Origin of the sequence: Seonamhaeicola algicola (assembly GCF_007997385.1) — a bacterium.
Classification (GTDB): domain Bacteria; phylum Bacteroidota; class Bacteroidia; order Flavobacteriales; family Flavobacteriaceae; genus Seonamhaeicola; species Seonamhaeicola algicola.
Genome location: NZ_VOSC01000025.1, coordinates 403,183 through 421,504, shown reverse-complemented (window position 1 = coordinate 421,504; position 18,322 = coordinate 403,183). Strand labels below are relative to the sequence as shown.

Annotated in this window: 20 protein-coding genes; 9 read left to right on the top strand and 11 right to left on the bottom strand. The window is 32.3% G+C overall.

Annotated features, from left to right (window positions below):
* Positions 1-9: 9 nt before the first annotated feature.
* The 7 genes from FUA26_RS10550 to FUA26_RS10520 form a co-directional block, all read right to left on the bottom strand.
* Positions 10-861: a rhomboid family intramembrane serine protease gene (locus FUA26_RS10550; protein ID WP_147135548.1), complete on the bottom strand. Its 852-nt coding sequence runs from the start codon at positions 859-861 to the stop codon at positions 10-12.
* On the bottom strand, positions 861-1,613 hold the full coding sequence (locus FUA26_RS10545) for a rhomboid family intramembrane serine protease (protein WP_147135545.1): 753 nt from the start codon (positions 1,611-1,613) through the stop codon (positions 861-863). The genes FUA26_RS10550 and FUA26_RS10545 overlap by 1 nt, the downstream gene beginning before the upstream one ends.
* Before the next feature lie 3 nt (positions 1,614-1,616).
* Positions 1,617-3,497: a DNA mismatch repair endonuclease MutL gene (gene mutL, locus FUA26_RS10540; protein WP_147135542.1), complete on the bottom strand. Its 1,881-nt coding sequence runs from the start codon at positions 3,495-3,497 to the stop codon at positions 1,617-1,619.
* 3 nt (positions 3,498-3,500) lie between these two features.
* The gene (locus tag FUA26_RS10535; protein WP_147135539.1) at positions 3,501-3,782 is read right to left on the bottom strand and encodes a riboflavin synthase subunit beta; all 282 of its coding nucleotides are present in this window, start codon (positions 3,780-3,782) and stop codon (positions 3,501-3,503) included.
* Between the two features lie 19 nt (positions 3,783-3,801).
* The gene (locus tag FUA26_RS10530; protein ID WP_147135535.1) at positions 3,802-4,056 is read right to left on the bottom strand and encodes a hypothetical protein; all 255 of its coding nucleotides are present in this window, start codon (positions 4,054-4,056) and stop codon (positions 3,802-3,804) included.
* A gap of 74 nt (positions 4,057-4,130) precedes the next feature.
* The gene (ribH, locus tag FUA26_RS10525; RefSeq protein ID WP_147135532.1) at positions 4,131-4,616 is read right to left on the bottom strand and encodes a 6,7-dimethyl-8-ribityllumazine synthase; all 486 of its coding nucleotides are present in this window, start codon (positions 4,614-4,616) and stop codon (positions 4,131-4,133) included.
* Positions 4,617-4,670: 54 nt separating this feature from the next.
* Complete coding sequence (locus FUA26_RS10520) at positions 4,671-5,441, bottom strand: tetratricopeptide repeat protein (protein ID WP_147135530.1); 771 nt, start codon at positions 5,439-5,441, stop codon at positions 4,671-4,673.
* A 138-nt stretch (positions 5,442-5,579) separates the two neighbouring features.
* On the opposite strand from FUA26_RS10520, the gene recF reads away from it, so the two are divergent.
* The 3 genes from recF to FUA26_RS10505 all read left to right on the top strand — a co-directional run bounded on the left by recF (position 5,580) and on the right by FUA26_RS10505 (position 7,437).
* Entirely contained in the window at positions 5,580-6,659 is a 1,080-nt protein-coding gene (gene recF, locus FUA26_RS10515; protein ID WP_147135526.1) for a DNA replication/repair protein RecF, read from the top strand.
* A 128-nt stretch (positions 6,660-6,787) separates the two neighbouring features.
* Positions 6,788-7,084 carry a DUF721 domain-containing protein gene (locus tag FUA26_RS10510; protein WP_147135523.1) on the top strand — a complete coding sequence of 99 codons (297 nt, stop codon included), beginning with the start codon at positions 6,788-6,790 and terminating at the stop codon, positions 7,082-7,084.
* Positions 7,085-7,245: 161 nt separating this feature from the next.
* Positions 7,246-7,437 carry a cold-shock protein gene (locus FUA26_RS10505; RefSeq protein ID WP_147135520.1) on the top strand — a complete coding sequence of 64 codons (192 nt, stop codon included), beginning with the start codon at positions 7,246-7,248 and terminating at the stop codon, positions 7,435-7,437.
* 76 nt (positions 7,438-7,513) lie between these two features.
* On the opposite strand, the gene FUA26_RS10500 is transcribed toward FUA26_RS10505, so the two are convergent.
* Complete coding sequence (locus tag FUA26_RS10500; RefSeq protein WP_147135517.1) at positions 7,514-7,933, bottom strand: nucleoside-diphosphate kinase; 420 nt, start codon at positions 7,931-7,933, stop codon at positions 7,514-7,516.
* Positions 7,934-8,067: 134 nt separating this feature from the next.
* Between FUA26_RS10500 and FUA26_RS10495 the strand changes: the two genes are divergently transcribed.
* The 6 genes from FUA26_RS10495 (at position 8,068) to FUA26_RS10470 (ending at position 13,370) form a co-directional block, all read left to right on the top strand.
* A complete protein-coding gene (locus FUA26_RS10495; RefSeq protein ID WP_147135514.1) occupies positions 8,068-9,087 on the top strand; it encodes a DHH family phosphoesterase in 1,020 nt (339 codons plus the stop codon).
* Positions 9,080-9,619 carry a gliding motility-associated peptidyl-prolyl isomerase GldI gene (gldI, locus tag FUA26_RS10490; RefSeq protein ID WP_147135511.1) on the top strand — a complete coding sequence of 180 codons (540 nt, stop codon included), beginning with the start codon at positions 9,080-9,082 and terminating at the stop codon, positions 9,617-9,619. Before FUA26_RS10495 ends, gldI begins: the two co-directional genes overlap by 8 nt.
* Before the next feature lie 2 nt (positions 9,620-9,621).
* The gene (locus tag FUA26_RS10485; RefSeq protein ID WP_147135508.1) at positions 9,622-10,743 is read left to right on the top strand and encodes a peptidylprolyl isomerase; all 1,122 of its coding nucleotides are present in this window, start codon (positions 9,622-9,624) and stop codon (positions 10,741-10,743) included.
* Between the two features lie 65 nt (positions 10,744-10,808).
* A complete protein-coding gene (gene lgt, locus FUA26_RS10480) occupies positions 10,809-11,741 on the top strand; it encodes a prolipoprotein diacylglyceryl transferase (RefSeq protein ID WP_147135506.1) in 933 nt (310 codons plus the stop codon).
* On the top strand, positions 11,741-12,211 hold the full coding sequence (locus FUA26_RS10475) for a DUF192 domain-containing protein (protein ID WP_147135503.1): 471 nt from the start codon (positions 11,741-11,743) through the stop codon (positions 12,209-12,211). The genes lgt and FUA26_RS10475 overlap by 1 nt, the downstream gene beginning before the upstream one ends.
* A 49-nt stretch (positions 12,212-12,260) precedes the next feature.
* On the top strand, positions 12,261-13,370 hold the full coding sequence (locus tag FUA26_RS10470) for an aldose epimerase family protein (protein ID WP_147135500.1): 1,110 nt from the start codon (positions 12,261-12,263) through the stop codon (positions 13,368-13,370).
* Between the two features lie 81 nt (positions 13,371-13,451).
* Here the strand turns inward: FUA26_RS10470 and secDF are convergent, their stop codons facing one another.
* From secDF to mdh, 3 genes are all read right to left on the bottom strand, one after another.
* Entirely contained in the window at positions 13,452-16,448 is a 2,997-nt protein-coding gene (gene secDF, locus FUA26_RS10465) for a protein translocase subunit SecDF (RefSeq protein ID WP_147135498.1), read from the bottom strand.
* Between the two features lie 163 nt (positions 16,449-16,611).
* Positions 16,612-17,217, bottom strand: coding sequence for a hypothetical protein (locus FUA26_RS10460; protein ID WP_147135496.1), 606 nt, complete (start codon positions 17,215-17,217; stop codon positions 16,612-16,614).
* A 71-nt stretch (positions 17,218-17,288) separates the two neighbouring features.
* A complete protein-coding gene (gene mdh / locus FUA26_RS10455) occupies positions 17,289-18,221 on the bottom strand; it encodes a malate dehydrogenase (protein WP_147135494.1) in 933 nt (310 codons plus the stop codon).
* Positions 18,222-18,322 lie beyond the last annotated feature (101 nt).

Below are 18,322 nucleotides of genomic sequence, written 5' to 3'. Positions count from 1 at the left end.
CTTTAAAAATTATTTTTTTCCGGCTCTAAACAAGAAATCTTTTTCTTCAGAAGTTAAACTGTCGTAGCCGCTTTTACTAATTTTATCAAGAATTATATCTACTTTTTTCTGGTTATTAAACTCGTTAAACTCGCTTTTAGTATAACCACCAACTTTACTTTTATTTTTATGTACGGTTTTTAACGGACCCTTTTTTGATGGTTTAAAAACATTAACCAACCTATCCATAAACCTCTCAAAACCCTTGCCAATATCATTGCCTTTTGTAAGCTGCGTTGCGTATAAATACCCTAATAAAGCGCCTCCTAAATGCGCTAAATTTCCGCCGGCATTTATTGAGCCTAGCCCTATAACATCTAAAACTACAATGGCTACAGCTATGTACCAAAGTTTAATTCTGAAGCTTAAAAGTGCTACTTCTTGGTTAGGCATGTATGCGCAAATAAATATGAGTAACGCCCTAACGGATGCTGATGCACCAACTAACGTAGATTTTCCTCCAAAAATCCCTGGAAAAATTTCATAACCCAACATAAATAGCAAACCACCAAAAATAGCTCCTAAAAAGTATACATTTAAGGCCAATTTTGCATTAAACATATTTAATACACTTTTACCAATAAAGTAAAGCCAAAGCATGTTAAATAGAATATGGAAAAAATCATGATGCAAAAAAGCATAAGTTACCAAACTCCATGGTTTTAAAATAAAACTAGAAAAACTACTTGGTAGCATAAACCACGACAAACTTAGGCGTAATAATACTTGTACTAAATAAATAATAACATTAATTGCTATTATTTTTTCTAGAACATTGAGTCTGCTAAATTTATATTTTATGTTTTGCACAAACGTTGCCATTAATACCAACGGTTTTTGTTAAACTGATTTTTTTTCCAGTACCACATAATTAAAAACCCCGTTAAAGCGCCACCTACATGGGCAAAATGAGCTACATTACCATAACCAAAAATAGATTGTCCGCTTATACCCGAAATTAAGTCTATTAAAATAATACCCGGAATAAAATATTTTGCTTTAATGGGAATTGGTAAAAATATCATCATAAGTTCTGCATTAGGATTCATCATTGCAAAAGCAGCCATTATACCCATTAAACAACCAGATGCACCAACCATAGAAGCATTAAACGCTGAAAATATACTTTTTAATTGAGAAAACTGAAGTTCTGTTATACCAGTATCTAACACTTTATTTGTAGATAACATTTGTAAAATTTCACTTGGTGTTAAACCCGATGAAACTAATGAATTGTATGTTGGCACAAACTCATAATAATGGTAACCTACCTGCAAAGCTACTGCCCCTAAACCAGCCGAAAAGTATATAAACAAAAACCGTTTACTACCTAAAACCTGCTCTACTGGTGTGCCAAACATCCAAAGCGCAAACATATTAAAAAACAAGTGGGCAACTCCACCATGCATAAACATATGGGTTACTATTTGCCATGGTTTAAATGCATCATTTTTAGGGAAATGCATTGCAAACCAATCATAAAATAAAATGCCGTTACCTACGGCCAAAGTCCCAATAAACATAATAACATTAATAATTATTAAATGTTTAACGGTTTCTGAAATTCGCATCATATTTTAAATAAATTTTTTATCTAACTCATCAACACTCATGGTTATAAATGTTGTTTTGTTAGTTGGTGTAACATTAGGTTCTTTGCAAGCAAAAAGCTTATTTACCAAATGTTCTTGTTCATCTTTTTTTAAACTCTGCCCTGTTTTAATAGCTAAACTTTTTGCCATAGATTTTGCTAATAAATCAGTGGCGCTAAAATGCGCATCGGGCACTTCATTTTCAACATCGCTAATAAGCTGCTCTAAAATGATTGACACTTCGCTTTCTGGCACACTAACAGGCACGCCTGTAATTTCTACAGACTCATTTAAAACACTAGAAAACACAAAACCTGTGTGCTCTAAATCTTCTTTTAACTGTTTTAAAATTTCAATTTCTTTTACTGAAAAATGTAACTCTAAAGGAAATAGTAATTGCTGACTAATAGCTTCCTTTATTGTCATATTTTTTAAGAAATCTTCATATAATATACGTTGATGAGCACGGTGTTGGTCTATTAACAACATGCCCGATTTTATGGTACTTACAATATATTTGTTGTGAAGCTGATAGGTTGTATGGGTTTGCTCTACTTCTTTTTCATCATTAAAAATAGATGCTGTAGTTTGGTCACTTTCAAAATGAACTTCGCTAAATTCTTGTGATTCGTTATTGCTTTTAGACTCTAAACCAACATACAAACTTTCCCAATTACTTGTAGACTCTTTTTTATAAGAATAACTTTTTGAAGGTGATGTTGAAACTGGTGATGGAGCTTTTACTGGCCTGTCATCAGCAACAAAGGGATTAAAACTTCTATCTACCTCAATAGTGGGAGAATTGGTTTGTTTACGCTCAAAATTATAGGGCGTATCTAAACTTGCATCACGTTCAAAATCTAAAACAGGCGCTATATTAAATTGGCCCAAACTGTGCTTTACTGCAGAGCGTAATAAGGCATACAGTGTGTGCTCATCATCAAACTTAATTTCGGTTTTTGTTGGATGAATATTAATATCAATAGTTTGCGGGTCTACGGTTAGATATAAAAAATAACTGGCATGTGTGCCCGATTTTAACAACCCATCAAAAGCCGATGCTATGGCATGGTTTAAATAAGCACTTTTTATAAATCTATTATTTACAAAAAAATATTGTTCGCCACGGGTTTTTTTAGCAAATTCGGGCTTGCCTACAAAACCTGAAATTTTTAAAACTTCGGTATCTTCATCAACAGGCACTAACTTCTCGTTGGTTTTGGTGCCAAAAATATTTACAATTCGTTGCCTATAGTTACTTACAGGTAAATTAAACGTTTCACTACCATTGTTGTAGAGTACAAAATTAATATCAGAATGCACGAGTGCCACTCTGTGAAACTCATCAATAATATGACGTAACTCTACAGCATTCGATTTTAAAAAATTACGGCGTGCAGGAATATTAAAAAACAAATTTTTAACAGAAACCGACGTGCCTTGTGGCGTAACAACTACCTCTTGTGATGTAACTGAGCCTCCTTCTATAACAATAGCTGTACCAACATCATCACCAGCTTGTTTGGTTTTTAACTCTATGTGCGCAATGGCGGCTATACTTGCTAAGGCTTCGCCCCTAAAACCTTTAGTGTTGAGTTGAAACAAATCATCAGCCGATTTAATTTTTGAAGTAGCATGACGCTCAAAACACAAACGTGCATCTGTAACGCTCATACCTTTACCATCGTCAATAACCTGAATTAAGGTTTTACCAGCATCTTTAATAATTAATTTTATAGTTGTAGCTCCTGCATCAATAGCGTTTTCTAATAACTCTTTAACAACTGATGCTGGCCTTTGTACAACTTCGCCAGCAGCTATTTGGTTTGCAACATGATCAGGTAATAGCTGTATAATGTCTGCCATTTATTATTTTGAAAAGAAAATAGATAAATCAAACCCAATTATAAACAAGAAAATTAAAACTAGTATACCAATAATTATTAGCACACGTTTATCTGCTTCTTTATCTGGGTTGTATTTGTAATCGTTTAATGCATTATTAAATTTTGCTTTTATGCCGTTATTGTTTCCTATGGTAGTTCTGTGCTCATCAAACTTATGTTTAATTTCATAGGGGTTGCCTTCACCTTTATAATAACGTGGCGAATAACTAAACTTTTTGTTTTTTCGCGTTTTTAAAAGTCCCATAATGTGTTGTTTTTGTGAGTTACATGTATTTTTTTTCTAATACATACATAAGAATCAATAATAGTACCAAAGCCAAAATTAAGGTTCTTACGGGTAATACGCCTTTAACTTTGCGTTTACCTTCTTTGGCGGCTTTCCATTTTGATATAAAATCTGGTTGAGATTCAGTATTGTTTGAATCTTCAGGTTTATGCTCTTCAGAAAACCTTGGCTTATAATTAAAAGTTCTATGTTTACGCTGCTTAAACAAAATAAGTAATGCTTGTACTTTCAAAAGTACAAACTATAGTTTGAAGTTAAAAGTAGAACCTTAGTAACTTAACAGAAAGTTATGAAAACAGGCTGATATTAACTGTTTTTTCTTAATTCTGCCATTTTAATAGCAGCAATGGCAGCCTCTGTACCTTTATTACCATGTTTACCACCAGCGCGGTCTATGGCTTGCTGCATTGTATTATCTGTTAACACACAAAAAATAACAGGTGTTTCTCTGTTTACATTTAAATCTTTTATGCCTTGAGAAACTGCTTCACAAACAAAATCAAAATGTTTAGTTTCACCTTGTATAACGCTACCTATTGCTATAACAGCGTTTACCATTTGCTCTTGCATTTTTTTTGAGCCGTAAATAAGCTCAAAGCTTCCAGGAACATCCCATCGTATTATGTTACTTGGTAAAGCACCATTTTCAACTAAAGCATTATAAGCGCCTTGGTAAAGTGCTTCGGTGATGTTGTTATTCCATTCTGAAACAACAATCCCAAACCGGAATTTACTCGCGTTTGGGATTGTTGTTTTATCGTAATCTGATAGATTTTTGTTTACCGTTGCCATAAAAATTTCAAAATTAATTTTGAATTAGCTAATAAACTACAAAGTTAGGCAATATTATTTACTTGCTAACACTTGGGCTTTACCAATAAATGCATCAATATTAGCCGCTTCTGTAGCATTTGGGTAATCTGTTTTTATTTTTTCAAAGTATGATAATGCTTTACTTGCTTTTCCTAAATCTAAAGCAATGTTACCAGCTTTAAACAAATACATAGGTGTTGTAAACGCATTATCTCTCATATTTGCTGCTTTTTCATAGTACCCTAAAGCATCTTCTGGTTGGTTTAACTGTACAAAAGCGTCACCAATATTTCCTTTTGCTAAAGGCGCTAAAACTTCATCATCACTTTCAAAATCACTTAAATATTCTACAGCTTTTTCATAATCTTTCAATCTTAAATACGCTGTACCAGCATAGTAGTTTGCTAAATTAGCAGCATCTGTTCCGCTATATTCACTAATAATATCTAGCATACCGTATTTACCTTCGCCACCGTTAAGAGCTAAATTGTAAAGTGAATCTTTTTCAACTGCAGTAGTTGCTTGGTCAAAATATTTTTGAGCTTGAAACATATCATTCATAGCTGTAGTTTGTTTTGGGCCAGCAATAAACTCTCTGTAACCAATTGTACCTAAAACCACAACGGCCACTACACCAATAATGATGAATATGTATTTTTGATTTTTTTCAACAAAAGCTTCAGTTTTTGAAGCACCTTCATCTAAAGTATTAAAAACCTCTGCTGTTGTAGAGCTTTCTTCAATGTCATGTTGTTTCTCAACTTTAGTTGTAGGTTTGTATCCTCTCTTCTTGTACGTTGCCATATATTTTAAATTAATGCGCCGCAAAAATATAATTTTTCTTCATAACTAAAAGGCTATTTATTTGATATTTTTCAATAATTTGCACATCTTTTTAAAGGTTTTTCTGTAAAAACCATTTAAAAAATTGCTTTTGGTAATATGATTTTAAAATCCATTTCATTACTTAATTACAAAAACTTTGATAGTAAAACGTTTACTTTCAATGAAAAAATAAACTGTATTGTTGGTAACAATGGCATAGGAAAAACCAATGTTTTAGATGCTATTTATCACCTATCTTTTGGCAAAAGTTACTTTAATCCTGTGGCTTCGCAAAATATTAAACATGGCGAAGAGTTTTTTGTTATAAATGGTGAATACACAAAAGATGATAAGCCCGAAAAAATTGTTGTTAGCCTAAAACGCGGACAAAAAAAAGTTATAAAACGAAATGGTAAAGCTTATGACAAGTTTAGCGAGCACATTGGCTTTTTACCACTTGTAATAATATCGCCAGCAGACAGAAATTTAATTATTGAAGGAAGTGATACCAGACGAAAGTTTATTGATAGTGTTATTTCGCAAAGTGATAAAACATACCTAAACAACCTTATCAATTACAACAAAATACTAGTACAGCGTAACGCCTTGCTTAAATATTTTGCCTTAAACCACACCTTTAATGCCGATACTTTAGATGTTTACAACACACAACTTAACGAATTTGGCACACATATTTTTGAAAAAAGACAAACCTTTTTAAACGCGTTTATTCCTATTTTTAAAGAACGCTACAAAGCTATAAGCAACGGTAATGAAACTGTAGAACTGGTTTACAATAGCCATTTATTTGATAATGATTTAAGCACGTTATTAAAACAAGTAATAAATAAAGATAAAGCGTTACAATATACAAGTGTTGGCATACATAAAGACGATTTAAGTTTTGATATTGAAACACATCCTATTAAAAAGTTTGGTAGCCAAGGCCAGCAAAAGTCTTTTTTAATTGCTTTAAAAATGGCACAGTTTGACTTTATTAAAGCGCAAAGCGGCGTTAACCCCATTTTACTGCTTGATGATGTTTTTGATAAATTAGATGAACAACGTGTGGCACAAATAATTAAATTAGTTGACGATGAGAATTTTGGACAATTATTTATTAGCGACACCCATGCCGACAGAACTGAAAATGCAGTAAAACAAGTACATCAATCTTTTGAAATTTTTAAATTATAAAATTTAACAATTCAACACTTATAATTTTGGTACTTTTGAAGCATCAAATTTAGAGCTAGTTTATAATGATTGGCACCAAAAACAAGCTTTAGTAAAAAACTACTCATATTTAATTTATAAAATAAAACATGCCCAAACGCCATAGCGAACATATAAGCATTAAAGACGCATTAAAAGAATTTGTTGAAAGCAATAAGCTAGACAAAGGTTTAAATAAAGTAAACGTTGCCGATGCTTGGGCAAAATTAATGGGTAACGGTGTAAACAATTACACAACTGCAATAACCTTACAAAACGAAATTTTATATGTTCAGTTAAGTTCAAGTGTTTTAAGAGAAGAACTTAGTTACGGAAAACAAAAAATAATTACCTTAATTAACGAAGAGCTAGGTAAAGAAATTGTTAAAAAATTGATTTTACGCTAGTAAAACTACCAATTTTAAAAAATAAAAAATAGCCTACAACCCTTAATTTTAAAGGGGTTAGAAAAAAATTGTTAAAATTCACAAAAAAATAACTGTAAATAAATGATTTACAATTGTTTTAAACACTACCTTAGCATCAATATTAATTTAATTTTTTAAACATGAGTAAAGGAACAGTTAAATTCTTCAATGACACTAAAGGTTTTGGTTTTATTGTAGAAGAAGGTTCACAAAAAGAACATTTTGTTCACATTTCTGGTTTGGTTGACGAGATTAAGCAAGGAGATGAAGTAGAGTTTGACCTACAGGAAGGTAGAAAAGGCTTAAACGCAGTAAACGTAAAGGTAATTTAACATATAGTATTACTTATTATTTACAAAAAAAGCCCGCAATTGCGGGCTTAATTTTTTTTGCGTTTTTAATACAATATTAAAACTGCTCTCTACCTGAAAAATGAAAAGCACCTTCAATTGCTGCATTTTCATCACTATCACTTCCATGTATAGCGTTTTCACTAATAGATTCTGCATATAATTTTCTAATAGTACCTTCGGCTGCATCAACTGGATTAGTTGCACCTATTAAAGTTCTAAAATCTTCAACTGCATTATCTTTTTCTAAAATAGCTGCTACTATTGGGCCACGCGTCATATATTCAACTAAATCTGGAAAAAACGGACGCTCATTGTGTATTGCGTAAAACGTTTCTGCATCAGCTTTAGTCATTTGTGTTAATTTCATTGCTACAATTTTAAAACCTGAAGCTGAAATTTTTTCTAATATTGCGCCAATGTGCCCTTTTTCAACAGCATCTGGCTTAAGCATTGTAAATGTTCTATTTGTTGCCATTTGTTTTTTAAAATTTTGCGCAAAAATACTCTTTTATATTTATTTACGCTATTTATTTAATGTTCATTACTTTTAATACAAAAGTAAAACTATTGCTTTAAAGCATATGTTATTAAATTGTATATTCGCTAATTATGATAAAACAATACATTCCTAACATAAAACAATTACTGGCTACACCAAAAAAAATTGTAATTGTACCGCATAAAAACCCTGATGGAGATGCTATTGGCTCTACGTTAGGCTTATTTCATTATTTAAAAAAATACAACCATAACGTTAGCGTAATTACACCTAATGATTATCCTAATTTTTTAAAATGGATACCTGGTGAATCTGTTATTTTAAAACATGACAGCCAAACTAAACAATGTGAAACACTAATTGCTGAAGCCGATATAATTTTTACTTTAGATTTTAATGCATTTCACAGAACAGGTAACATGGAGCCTATTTTGGCAAACAGTTCAGCTTTAAAAATAATGATAGATCACCACCAAGCACCTGATGATTATGCAACTTACATGTATAGTGATGTTAGCATGAGTTCTACATGCGAAATGGTTTATCATTTTATTGATATGTTAGGCCATTTAAATAGTATTGATGCCAATATAGCAACGTGCTTATACACTGGTATTATGACAGATACTGGCTCATTCAGGTTTTCATCTACAACTAGTACAACCCACAACGTTGTAGCTACGCTTATTGAAAAAGGCGCAAATAACAGCCAAATACACAATAATGTTTATGATACAAATAGTTATAACAGGTTACAATTATTAGGCTGCGCATTAAACAATTTAAAAATAGTACCAGAATATAAAGCTGCATACATTACACTTTCACAAGAAGATTTAAATAAATACAATTACACTAAAGGAGATACTGAAGGCGTTGTAAATTATGGGTTATCGCTTGATGGAATTGTATTGGCTGCTATTTTTATAGAAGATAAACAAGAAGGTATTATAAAAATATCATTACGCTCAAAAGGCAACTTCTCGGTAAACGAAATGTCGCGCGCACACTTTGATGGTGGCGGACACACAAATGCTGCTGGCGGCAAAAGCTACCTGCCTTTAAAAGATACTGTTGAAAAATTTATTAGTATCTTACCAGAGTATAACAAAGCCCTAAACAATGCATAAATACATTACTTACTTTATACTACTACTTTTTTTTGGTTGTAAAACACCTGAGGCTCGCAGACCTATTACCTCAAAATCAGGGTCGTTTATTAATGAATCTATTGCCAGAAATAAAGCATTAAATGCCAAAGAAACTGCTATTATTGAAAAAATAATGCAAGAAAGCAATCAAAATTACATAGCTTCAGAAAGTGGTTTTTGGTATTATTACAACACTAAAACTGAAAGCGACACCCTTTTTACTGCCCAATTTGGAGACATTGTTAATTACAACTACAATGTTAAAGCTTTAAATGGCAATGTGATTTACAGTAAAGATGATACTAAAACTCAAAACTATGCCATGGATAAAGAAGAATTATTCACAGGCTTACGCGAAGGTTTAAAACTCATGAAATCTGGAGAAACTGTTACTTTTTTATTCCCATCGCAAAAAGCATACGGTTATTATGGCGATGAAAATAAAATAGGCACCAACGTTCCTTTAATTTGCGAAGTAACAGTAAATTCAATAACCAAAAGCCAAAACTAAACATGACATTTAGTCCCAAATTTAACGTGTTTTTATTGGCATTAACTTTGGTTTTTGTTTCTTGTAAATCGTCTTATGAAAATTTAGACGAAGGTATATACGCTGAAATTAAAACAACCAAAGGCACTATGCTAACTAAATTAGCCTACAAAAAAGTACCTGTATTAGTAGCCAATTTTGTGTCTTTAGCCGAAGGTACAAACACCCTAGTTGACAGCGCCTTTATTGGCAAAAAGTTTTATGACGGACTTATTTTTCACCGTGTTATAGACTCTTTTATGATTCAAGGAGGCGACCCTCTAGAAAATGGTTTAGGCAATCCAGGGTACAGGTTTAATGACCAGTTTCACCCAGATTTAAACCACAACAAACCTGGTGTTATTGCTATGGCTAATGCTGGTCCAAACACCAATGGCAGCCAATTTTATATTACCGAAGTTCCTAGACCAGACCTTAATGATGGCTACTGTGTATTCGGGCATTTAATTGAAGGTTATGAAGTACAAGATAGCATTTCTAATGTAAAAACCGATGCTAATAACAAGCCCCTTGAAACCATTAGCATTAAAACTATAAACATTATTAGAAAAGGTAAAGACGCTAAAAAGTTTGATGCCCCAACAATATTTAAAAATCACTTTATAGCCGAAGCTAAAAAAGAAAAGAAAGCCAAAGAAAAAGCATTAGCCCTATTAAAAACCACCAAACAACGTTTTGAAAAGCAAAAAGCTAAAGCAAAAACATTACCATCTGGTTTAAAATACTACATTACAAAAAAAGGAAGCGGCCCTAAATTACCGCCAGACTCTGATGTTAAAACACATTACGCTGTTTATTTTGAAAACGGGCAATTACTACAAACAAGCAGTTTAGAAATTGCAACAAAACAAAATGCTGTTAACCCTAAACGGCAAAAAGCCAACGGTTATAAACCAATTATTGCCAGTACAAGTGCTGATGCACAAATGATTCCTGGTTTTAAAGAAGGCTTAAAACAACTTAACGTTGGTGATAAAGCCACACTGTTTTTACCATACCATTTAGCTTATGGTGAAGAAGGCAACAGAGGTATTCCGCCAAAATCTAACTTAATTTTTGAAGTAGAAGTTTTAAGTATTGAATAACCCAACATTTTTTTAACACTTAAATTACAGCAAACACGTATATTTACAGCGCAAAAAACACAAGCATGCAAGCATTAAAATTTGATTGGAACCCTATTACAGGTATAGATATTGTTGGTAATTTTAAACTTCATTTTTACAGCCTTATGTGGGTAATTGCCTTTATACTTGGCTGGTATATAATGAAACGTATTTTTACCAAAGAAAAAGTTTCATTAACCTATTTAGATCCTTTATTTATATACACCGTTTTAGCCACCATGATTGGTGCACGCCTTGGTCATGTATTGTTTTATCAATCTGAACTTATTGATGATGATTTTTTTAGTATTTTCTTACCATTTAAATTTAAAGGCGGTATAGAGTTTACCGGCTTTCAAGGGTTAGCCAGCCACGGCGCTGCTATAGGCATTATTATTGGTATGTATTTATACCGTAGAAAATACAAGTATAAATCAATGCTTTGGATTTTAGATAGAATTGTAATTTCAGTAGCATCAGGTGCTGTGTTTATTAGAATAGGAAACTTTATAAATTCTGAAATTATTGGAAAAGTTTCAGGCAATTTTCCGTTAGGTGTTCGTTTTATTCAAGATGAATATTACAAAAGTCAAATTGTAAAATTAACAGGTATTAATGATGTACAAAAAGCATATAACGCCGTTACCGAAAACCCACAATTTGCCGATTTATTAGAAAAAGTACCATACCGCCACCCCGCACAATTATATGAATCTGCTTGCTACATAATTGTATTTTTAATATTATGGTTTTTCTACTCTAAAACAGCTAAAAAAGACCAAACTGGCTTTTTATTTGGTTTGTTTTTAATTTTACTTTGGACGGTTAGGTTTATTGTTGAATTCTTTAAAGAACCACAAGGCGACGAGTATATAAATTGGTTTGGATTTAATACTGGCCAATGGCTAAGTATTCCTTTTATTTTAATTGGTTTATATTTTATGTTTGGGTTTAAGCAAAAAAACACCATAAAATAATGCACCTAAAACACCTTATTTTCTATTTTGGCTTAATAGCATTAACCGCGTGTAAAAACGATAAAAAAATGGTTTCGCAAACTAAGGTTGCATTTACCAAAGAAGGTGAACTTACAATACACAGAATAACGTCAGATACTTCAAAAATTAATTTTGATATTGAAATAGCAGATACAGACTTTGATATTCAAACGGGATTAATGTATCGTTCCTCAATGGCACAAAACCAAGGCATGCTATTTGTTTTTAATGATGAAACCGAACGGTATTTCTACATGAAAAACACTAAAATACCTTTAGATATTATTTATGTAAATGCGGCTAAAACCATTGTAAGCATTCAAAAAAATGCTAAACCTTTTGATGAAACCTCGTTACCATCAAACGCACCTGCAAAGTATGTACTTGAAATTAATGCAGGTTTAACACAAACACTAAACATAAAAGTTGGAGATAGTTTAAGTTTTTAAAAACGTATCTTAAGTTTACTATATTTACGTTATCAAACAACTAAACTTTATGATTTTAAAAATATTCAAACTAATGGCTTGCGTGCTTTTTATAGCATGTATAGGCTGTGCAACACCTCAAAAAAAAGGTATAAACACTAAAAATTGGGGCACTGTTAATGGTAAAACTATACAACTTTATACCTTAACCAATAAAAATGGCACTGAAGCTAAACTTACTAATTTTGGTGCAATACTCACTGCACTTTCGGTTCCTGATAAAAACAACACTTTTACTGATGTTGTTTTAGGTTTTGATAATTTACAACAATACGTTGATGATAATCCTTGTTTTGGCGCTACTATTGGAAGGTTTGCAAACCGTATTAAACAGGCTCAATTCACAATAGATTCCACTTTATATCTTGTTGAAAAAAATGATGGCAATAATCACATTCATGGTGGGCAAGAATTTAATAAAGCTATTTGGACAGGAAACACTTTTGAAAATGATAATGCTGTAGGTGTTATATTCACGTATTTATCAAAAGATGGGGCAATGGGTTTTCCTGGTAATTTAAACGTTACTGTAACGTATACATTAACAAACACGAACGATTTAAAAATTGACTATACTGCCACTACCGATAAAAGTACTCACGTAAATTTAACACATCATAGCTACTTTAATTTAGCGGGTACAGATAAACTTATTTACGACCACAAAATAAAGATTGATGCCAATAATATTACAGCTATTGATGAAGACATTATACCCACTGGTATTTTAGAAAATGTTGTAAACACACCCAAAGACTTAACTAAACTTACAAGAATTGGTGATAACATCGGTAAATTCAATAATAACGGATATCACTTTTGCTATGTTTTTAATAAGAATTTAAAGGAAGCTAAAACCGTTATAGAAGTTATTGAACCTACTTCTGGCAGAACCATGACGGTTACAACAACACAACCTAGTGTACAATTTTACAGCGGTAATGCCATTAGTAAAATTAAAGGAAAATACGGCATTACCTATAAACCACATTCAGCTTTTTGCTTGGAAACGCAACATTTACCCAACACACCAAACTTACATAATTTTCCTAGCACTTTGCTACAGCCAAATAACACCTACAAAGAACATGTTATATACAGTTTTGGTGTTGTTAAATAATTCTAATTCTTTATTAATTAAAATAAAAAAAGCCTATCAACGTAATGCTGATAGGCTAAAACATATAAGTTAGTTTTTGTTTTAGTTTTTCTTCTTTTTATCATCTAACTTACTTACGGTATCGTACATTATTGGTGTTGCAATAAATAATGATGAATATGTACCAACAATTACACCAACTATTAATGCAAACATAAAGCCTCTAATAGAATCGCCTCCAAAAATAAAGATAGCTAATAATACCACTAACGTTGTTAATGAGGTATTTAATGTTCTACTTAAAGTACTGCTTAATGATTGATTTACAACACGGTCAAATTTCCAACCTGTATGCTCATTAAAGAATTCACGAATTCTATCAAATACAACCACGGTATCATTTAATGAGTAACCAATTACCGTTAAAATTGCAGCTATAAATGCTTGGTTAATTTCCATGTTAAATGGCATAAACTTATAGGTTAATGAGAATATACCTAGAACAATTAATACATCATGGAATACTGCTACAACAGCACCAAGTGAATATTGCCAACGTTTAAAACGGAATAATATATAAAGGAATACAACTATTAATGACCCTAATACAGCCCAAACTGATGCTTGTTTAATATCGTCAGCAATTGTAGGACTCACTTTATCAGATTGCATTAAACCTGTTTGCTTTGTATCATCACTTAAATCTACAAACGCATCATAAGTCATGCCATCTAAATAAGGTTGTAAACCGTTAAATAGTTTTTCTTTAATTTCTTCATCAACTTCAGCACCACTTTCGTTTACTTTGTATTTAGTGGTAATTTTTAACTGATTTTCGGCTCCAAACGTTTTAGCTTCGGCACTACCAAAAACAGATTCTTGTGATAAAGCATCAGTAATTTCAGAAGGATTAACATCATTAGCAAAGCGTACTTGGTAAGTTCTACCTCCAACAAAATCAACCCCTTGATCTAAACCTGCTGTAATTAATGACCCTAAACTTACTGCTATTAAAATTCCTGAAATTATAAACGCAACTTTACGTTTCTTTAAGAATTCAATATTAATATTTCTGAATAAGTTTTTAGTAACTGGTGTAGAGAAGTTTAAGTTTCCGCCTTTGTTTACATACCAATCTATTAATAATCTTGTAATAAAAATAGCAGTAAATAATGATGTACCAATACCTATTAATAAGGTAGTTGCAAATCCTTTAATTGGGCCTGTACCAAAAATAAATAATATTAAAGCTGTTAAACCTGTAGTAATGTTAGCATCTAAAATTGAAGACAATGCGTTACCAAAACCATCGGCAATAGAATCTTTCAACCCTTTACCTTTAGCTAGTTCTTCTCTTACACGTTCAAAAATAAGTACGTTAGCATCAACAGACATACCTATTGTTAATACAATACCCGCAATACCAGGTAATGTTAAAACGGCACCTAAACCTGATAATACACCAAATATTAAAAGAATGTTGAAAACCATGGCAACATCAGCAAATCCACCGGCTTTTCCGTAGTAAATAATCATCCACAGTAACACTACAATTAATGCAATAATGAAAGACATTGTACCACTATCAATAGCTTCTTGACCTAATGATGGCCCAACAACTTCACTTGAAATAATATCAGCCGATGCTGGTAATTTACCTGCACGTAAAACATTTGCTAAATCATCTGCTTCTGCCACAGAGAAATCGCCCGAAATAGATGAGTTACCACCAGCAATTGGCCCAGTAGTAACACCTGGTGCAGAGTACACAACATCATCTAAAACAATGGCTATTTGGCTTCTGTTATTAAATGCGTCACCCGTCATTTTTTCCCAAAGCTTAGCACCTTTAGCATTCATTTGCATTGATACTTCTGGCTTACCTGTTGGCCCAAAATTAACACGTGCATCTGTTACAACAGCACCACTTAACTGTGGTACGTTTTCTCTGTTACCAACTAAAGCGTATAAACCAACAAGCTCTGAATCTTTACTTGGTTTACCAAAAGCAAATTTTGCAAAACGTTGTTCTGCTGGTAAAAGTGCTCTTACTTCTTTTTTATTTAAGTACTCTAAAATGGTTTCTTTATCTTTTAGTTCAAATTGCGCTATAACTGGCCCGCCTTGGTAACCAGGACCTCTTACTAAATCTAATAGCGGGTTAACAGTTGCAACGGTTGTAGAGTCGGTTGTTGCTTCACCTAAAAGTTCATCTACAGCATCTTGTGCGGTAGCATCTTCAGCATCATTTCCTTTTGCGTCGTCTTGCGTCTTAGTGCTTTCTACTAAAGGTTTTAAAACCTCATTAGCTTGTGCTAAAAAGTTAAAGAATTGCTCACCTTTGTAAGCATCCCAAAACTGTAGTTGTGCCATTGTAGTAAAGTTACGCTCTGCACGTTCAATATCTTTAACACCTGGTAATTCAATTAAAATTCTACCAGAATTTCCTAAACGCTGAATGTTTGGTGATGTTACACCTAAACCATCAATACGCTTACGTAATACTTCAAAAGCGGATACTACAGACTCATCAATTTTTGTAGAAATGATAGCTTTAACCTCTTCATCTGTCATGCTTCCGTTAATTTCTCCATCTAAATCTTTTGTGTAAAAAATATCAGGTGAAGCTAATTTTGTATCACCTTTAATTTTATCAAATTCAATAAAGAAATCTTCTAAAAAAGTATTCTGACTGTTTTTTTGTACTTCAGAAGCGTTTTCTAAAGCTGTATTAAAAACGGGGTCTTTTGTGTTGTTTGCTAATCCTTTTAAAATGTCTTTTACAGATACTTGAAGAATTACGTTTATACCACCTTTTAAATCTAAACCTAAATTCATGGCTTTAGATTTCACATCATCATAGGTGTATTTTGCTATACCAATATTAAAAACGGTATCTTTTGCAATAGACTCTAAATAACTAGCTTCTTCTTGACTTCTTTTTGCTCGATAATCATCTTCTGTTTCGGCTATTTTTTCAATAGCTAAAGCCTCTGCATTGCTTTCAACTTGATTTGCTTTAAATGTGAATGATAATTGATAAATACTTACCAAACCAAACAACAAAGCAAATATTTTTACTAATCCTTTGTTTTGCATTCTTATATTTTTTTGGTCAAAAATTTTACTGTTCTAAATTTTAGAACGCGCAAATGTATAATTTACGGGAAAATTTGACAATTATTTTTTATGATATTGTTTGAAATATAAGCGCTTAGAACGCTTTTATTTTTTTAATGATAGAGGGGTTTTGAAAGTGTTTTTAGCAGTTAGGGCCTGCTCTTACTTCTGGAACTTTATGAGGTATGTTTTTTATAGTAACTTGAACCTGCTTATTTACTCTGTAAGCAGTTTTTACTAAATGATTGGTTTTGTTTATTGCAACGCTTATTAACGGAAAGTATACGTTAGGGTTGGTAAACCTATCTGAATCATATTTAATTTCAATAATATGTTTACCGTTTAAACTAGAAGGGTCTGATCCTTTCTTAATTTCGTAAACATTAACATTGTATGATGATTTTGATGATGAAGAACCATCATTTTCTTGCTCAAAGGGTACTTGCTCTAAAACTAAACCGTGCTTTTTAGCAAGTAATTGTTGTACATTGGCAACATTAATAGCACTATAATAGCTAATTTTTAAAGTGCCATTTTTTTCTTCTTGTACTTTAATGTTAGTAGCACCAACACTTTGCAACTGTTCTTTTACATTGTTTATGGCAGATTGTACTGTTTGCTTGGTAATGCTTGCACTATTAACAAACTCTAAAACAACTTCCTGATTGGGTACAGTAACCTGCTTTTGGAATACGCCAAAAAAAGCAAATGCTAATATAAATGTACTAAAGAACCATTTTGCGTTCATGCGCCAAATATATAAAAATAAAGACTGTATTACTACAGTCTTTATTTAAATGTTATTTTAAGGTTAAAGCATTAAGCTTCAACGTTTAATAAACCGTTTGTTTTTCTAACACCTTCGGCACTTGCTTTCATGTGTTCTTTTTCAGCATCACTTAAAGGAATATCAACTATTTTTTCAATACCATTTCTTCCTAAAACTACTGGTACACCAATACAAATATCATTTAAGCCATATTCACCTTCTAACAACGTTGAACAAGGATAAATTTTCTTTTGATCGCAGGCAATAGCTTGTACTAAGCCACTAACTGCAGCACCTGGTGCGTACCAAGCAGATGTTCCTAATAATTTTGTTAGGGTTGCACCACCAACTTTAGTATCGGCAGCTACTTGAGCTAAGCGTTCTTCGCTTAAAAATTCAGATACTTTAATACTATTTCTTGTAGCATGACTTGTTAATGGCACCATACCAGTATCACTATGTCCACCAATTACCATACCATCTACATCACTAATAGGCGCTTCTAGAGCTTCAGCTAACCTGTATTTAAAACGAGCAGAATCTAAAGCACCACCCATACCTATAATTCTATTTTTAGGTAAGTTAGTAGATTGGTGTACTAAGTACGTCATGGTATCCATTGGGTTACTTACTACAATAATTATTGTATTTGGTGAATGCTCAATTAAGCTAGAAGACACAGATTTTACAATGCCAGCGTTAATACCAATTAACTCTTCGCGAGTCATACCTGGTTTTCTAGGAATACCAGAGGTAATAACACAAATATCACTATTAGCTGTTTTGCTATAATCATTTGTAACACCAGTTATTTTAGTGTCAAATCCGTTTAATGATGCTGTTTGCATTAAATCCATAGCTTTACCTTCAGCATAGCCTTCTTTAATGTCTAACAAAACTACTTCTGAAGCAAAATTTTTAATAGCAATGTATTCAGCGCAACTTGCACCTACTGCTCCTGCTCCTACTACTGTTACTTTCATGTTTTTATTATTTGTTATATTATTTGAAAAATATTTTAACGTTCTATTTTATTGGGTTTGCTAAGCAAATTTCAACAAATAAAAAGAAAAAACTCTTGATT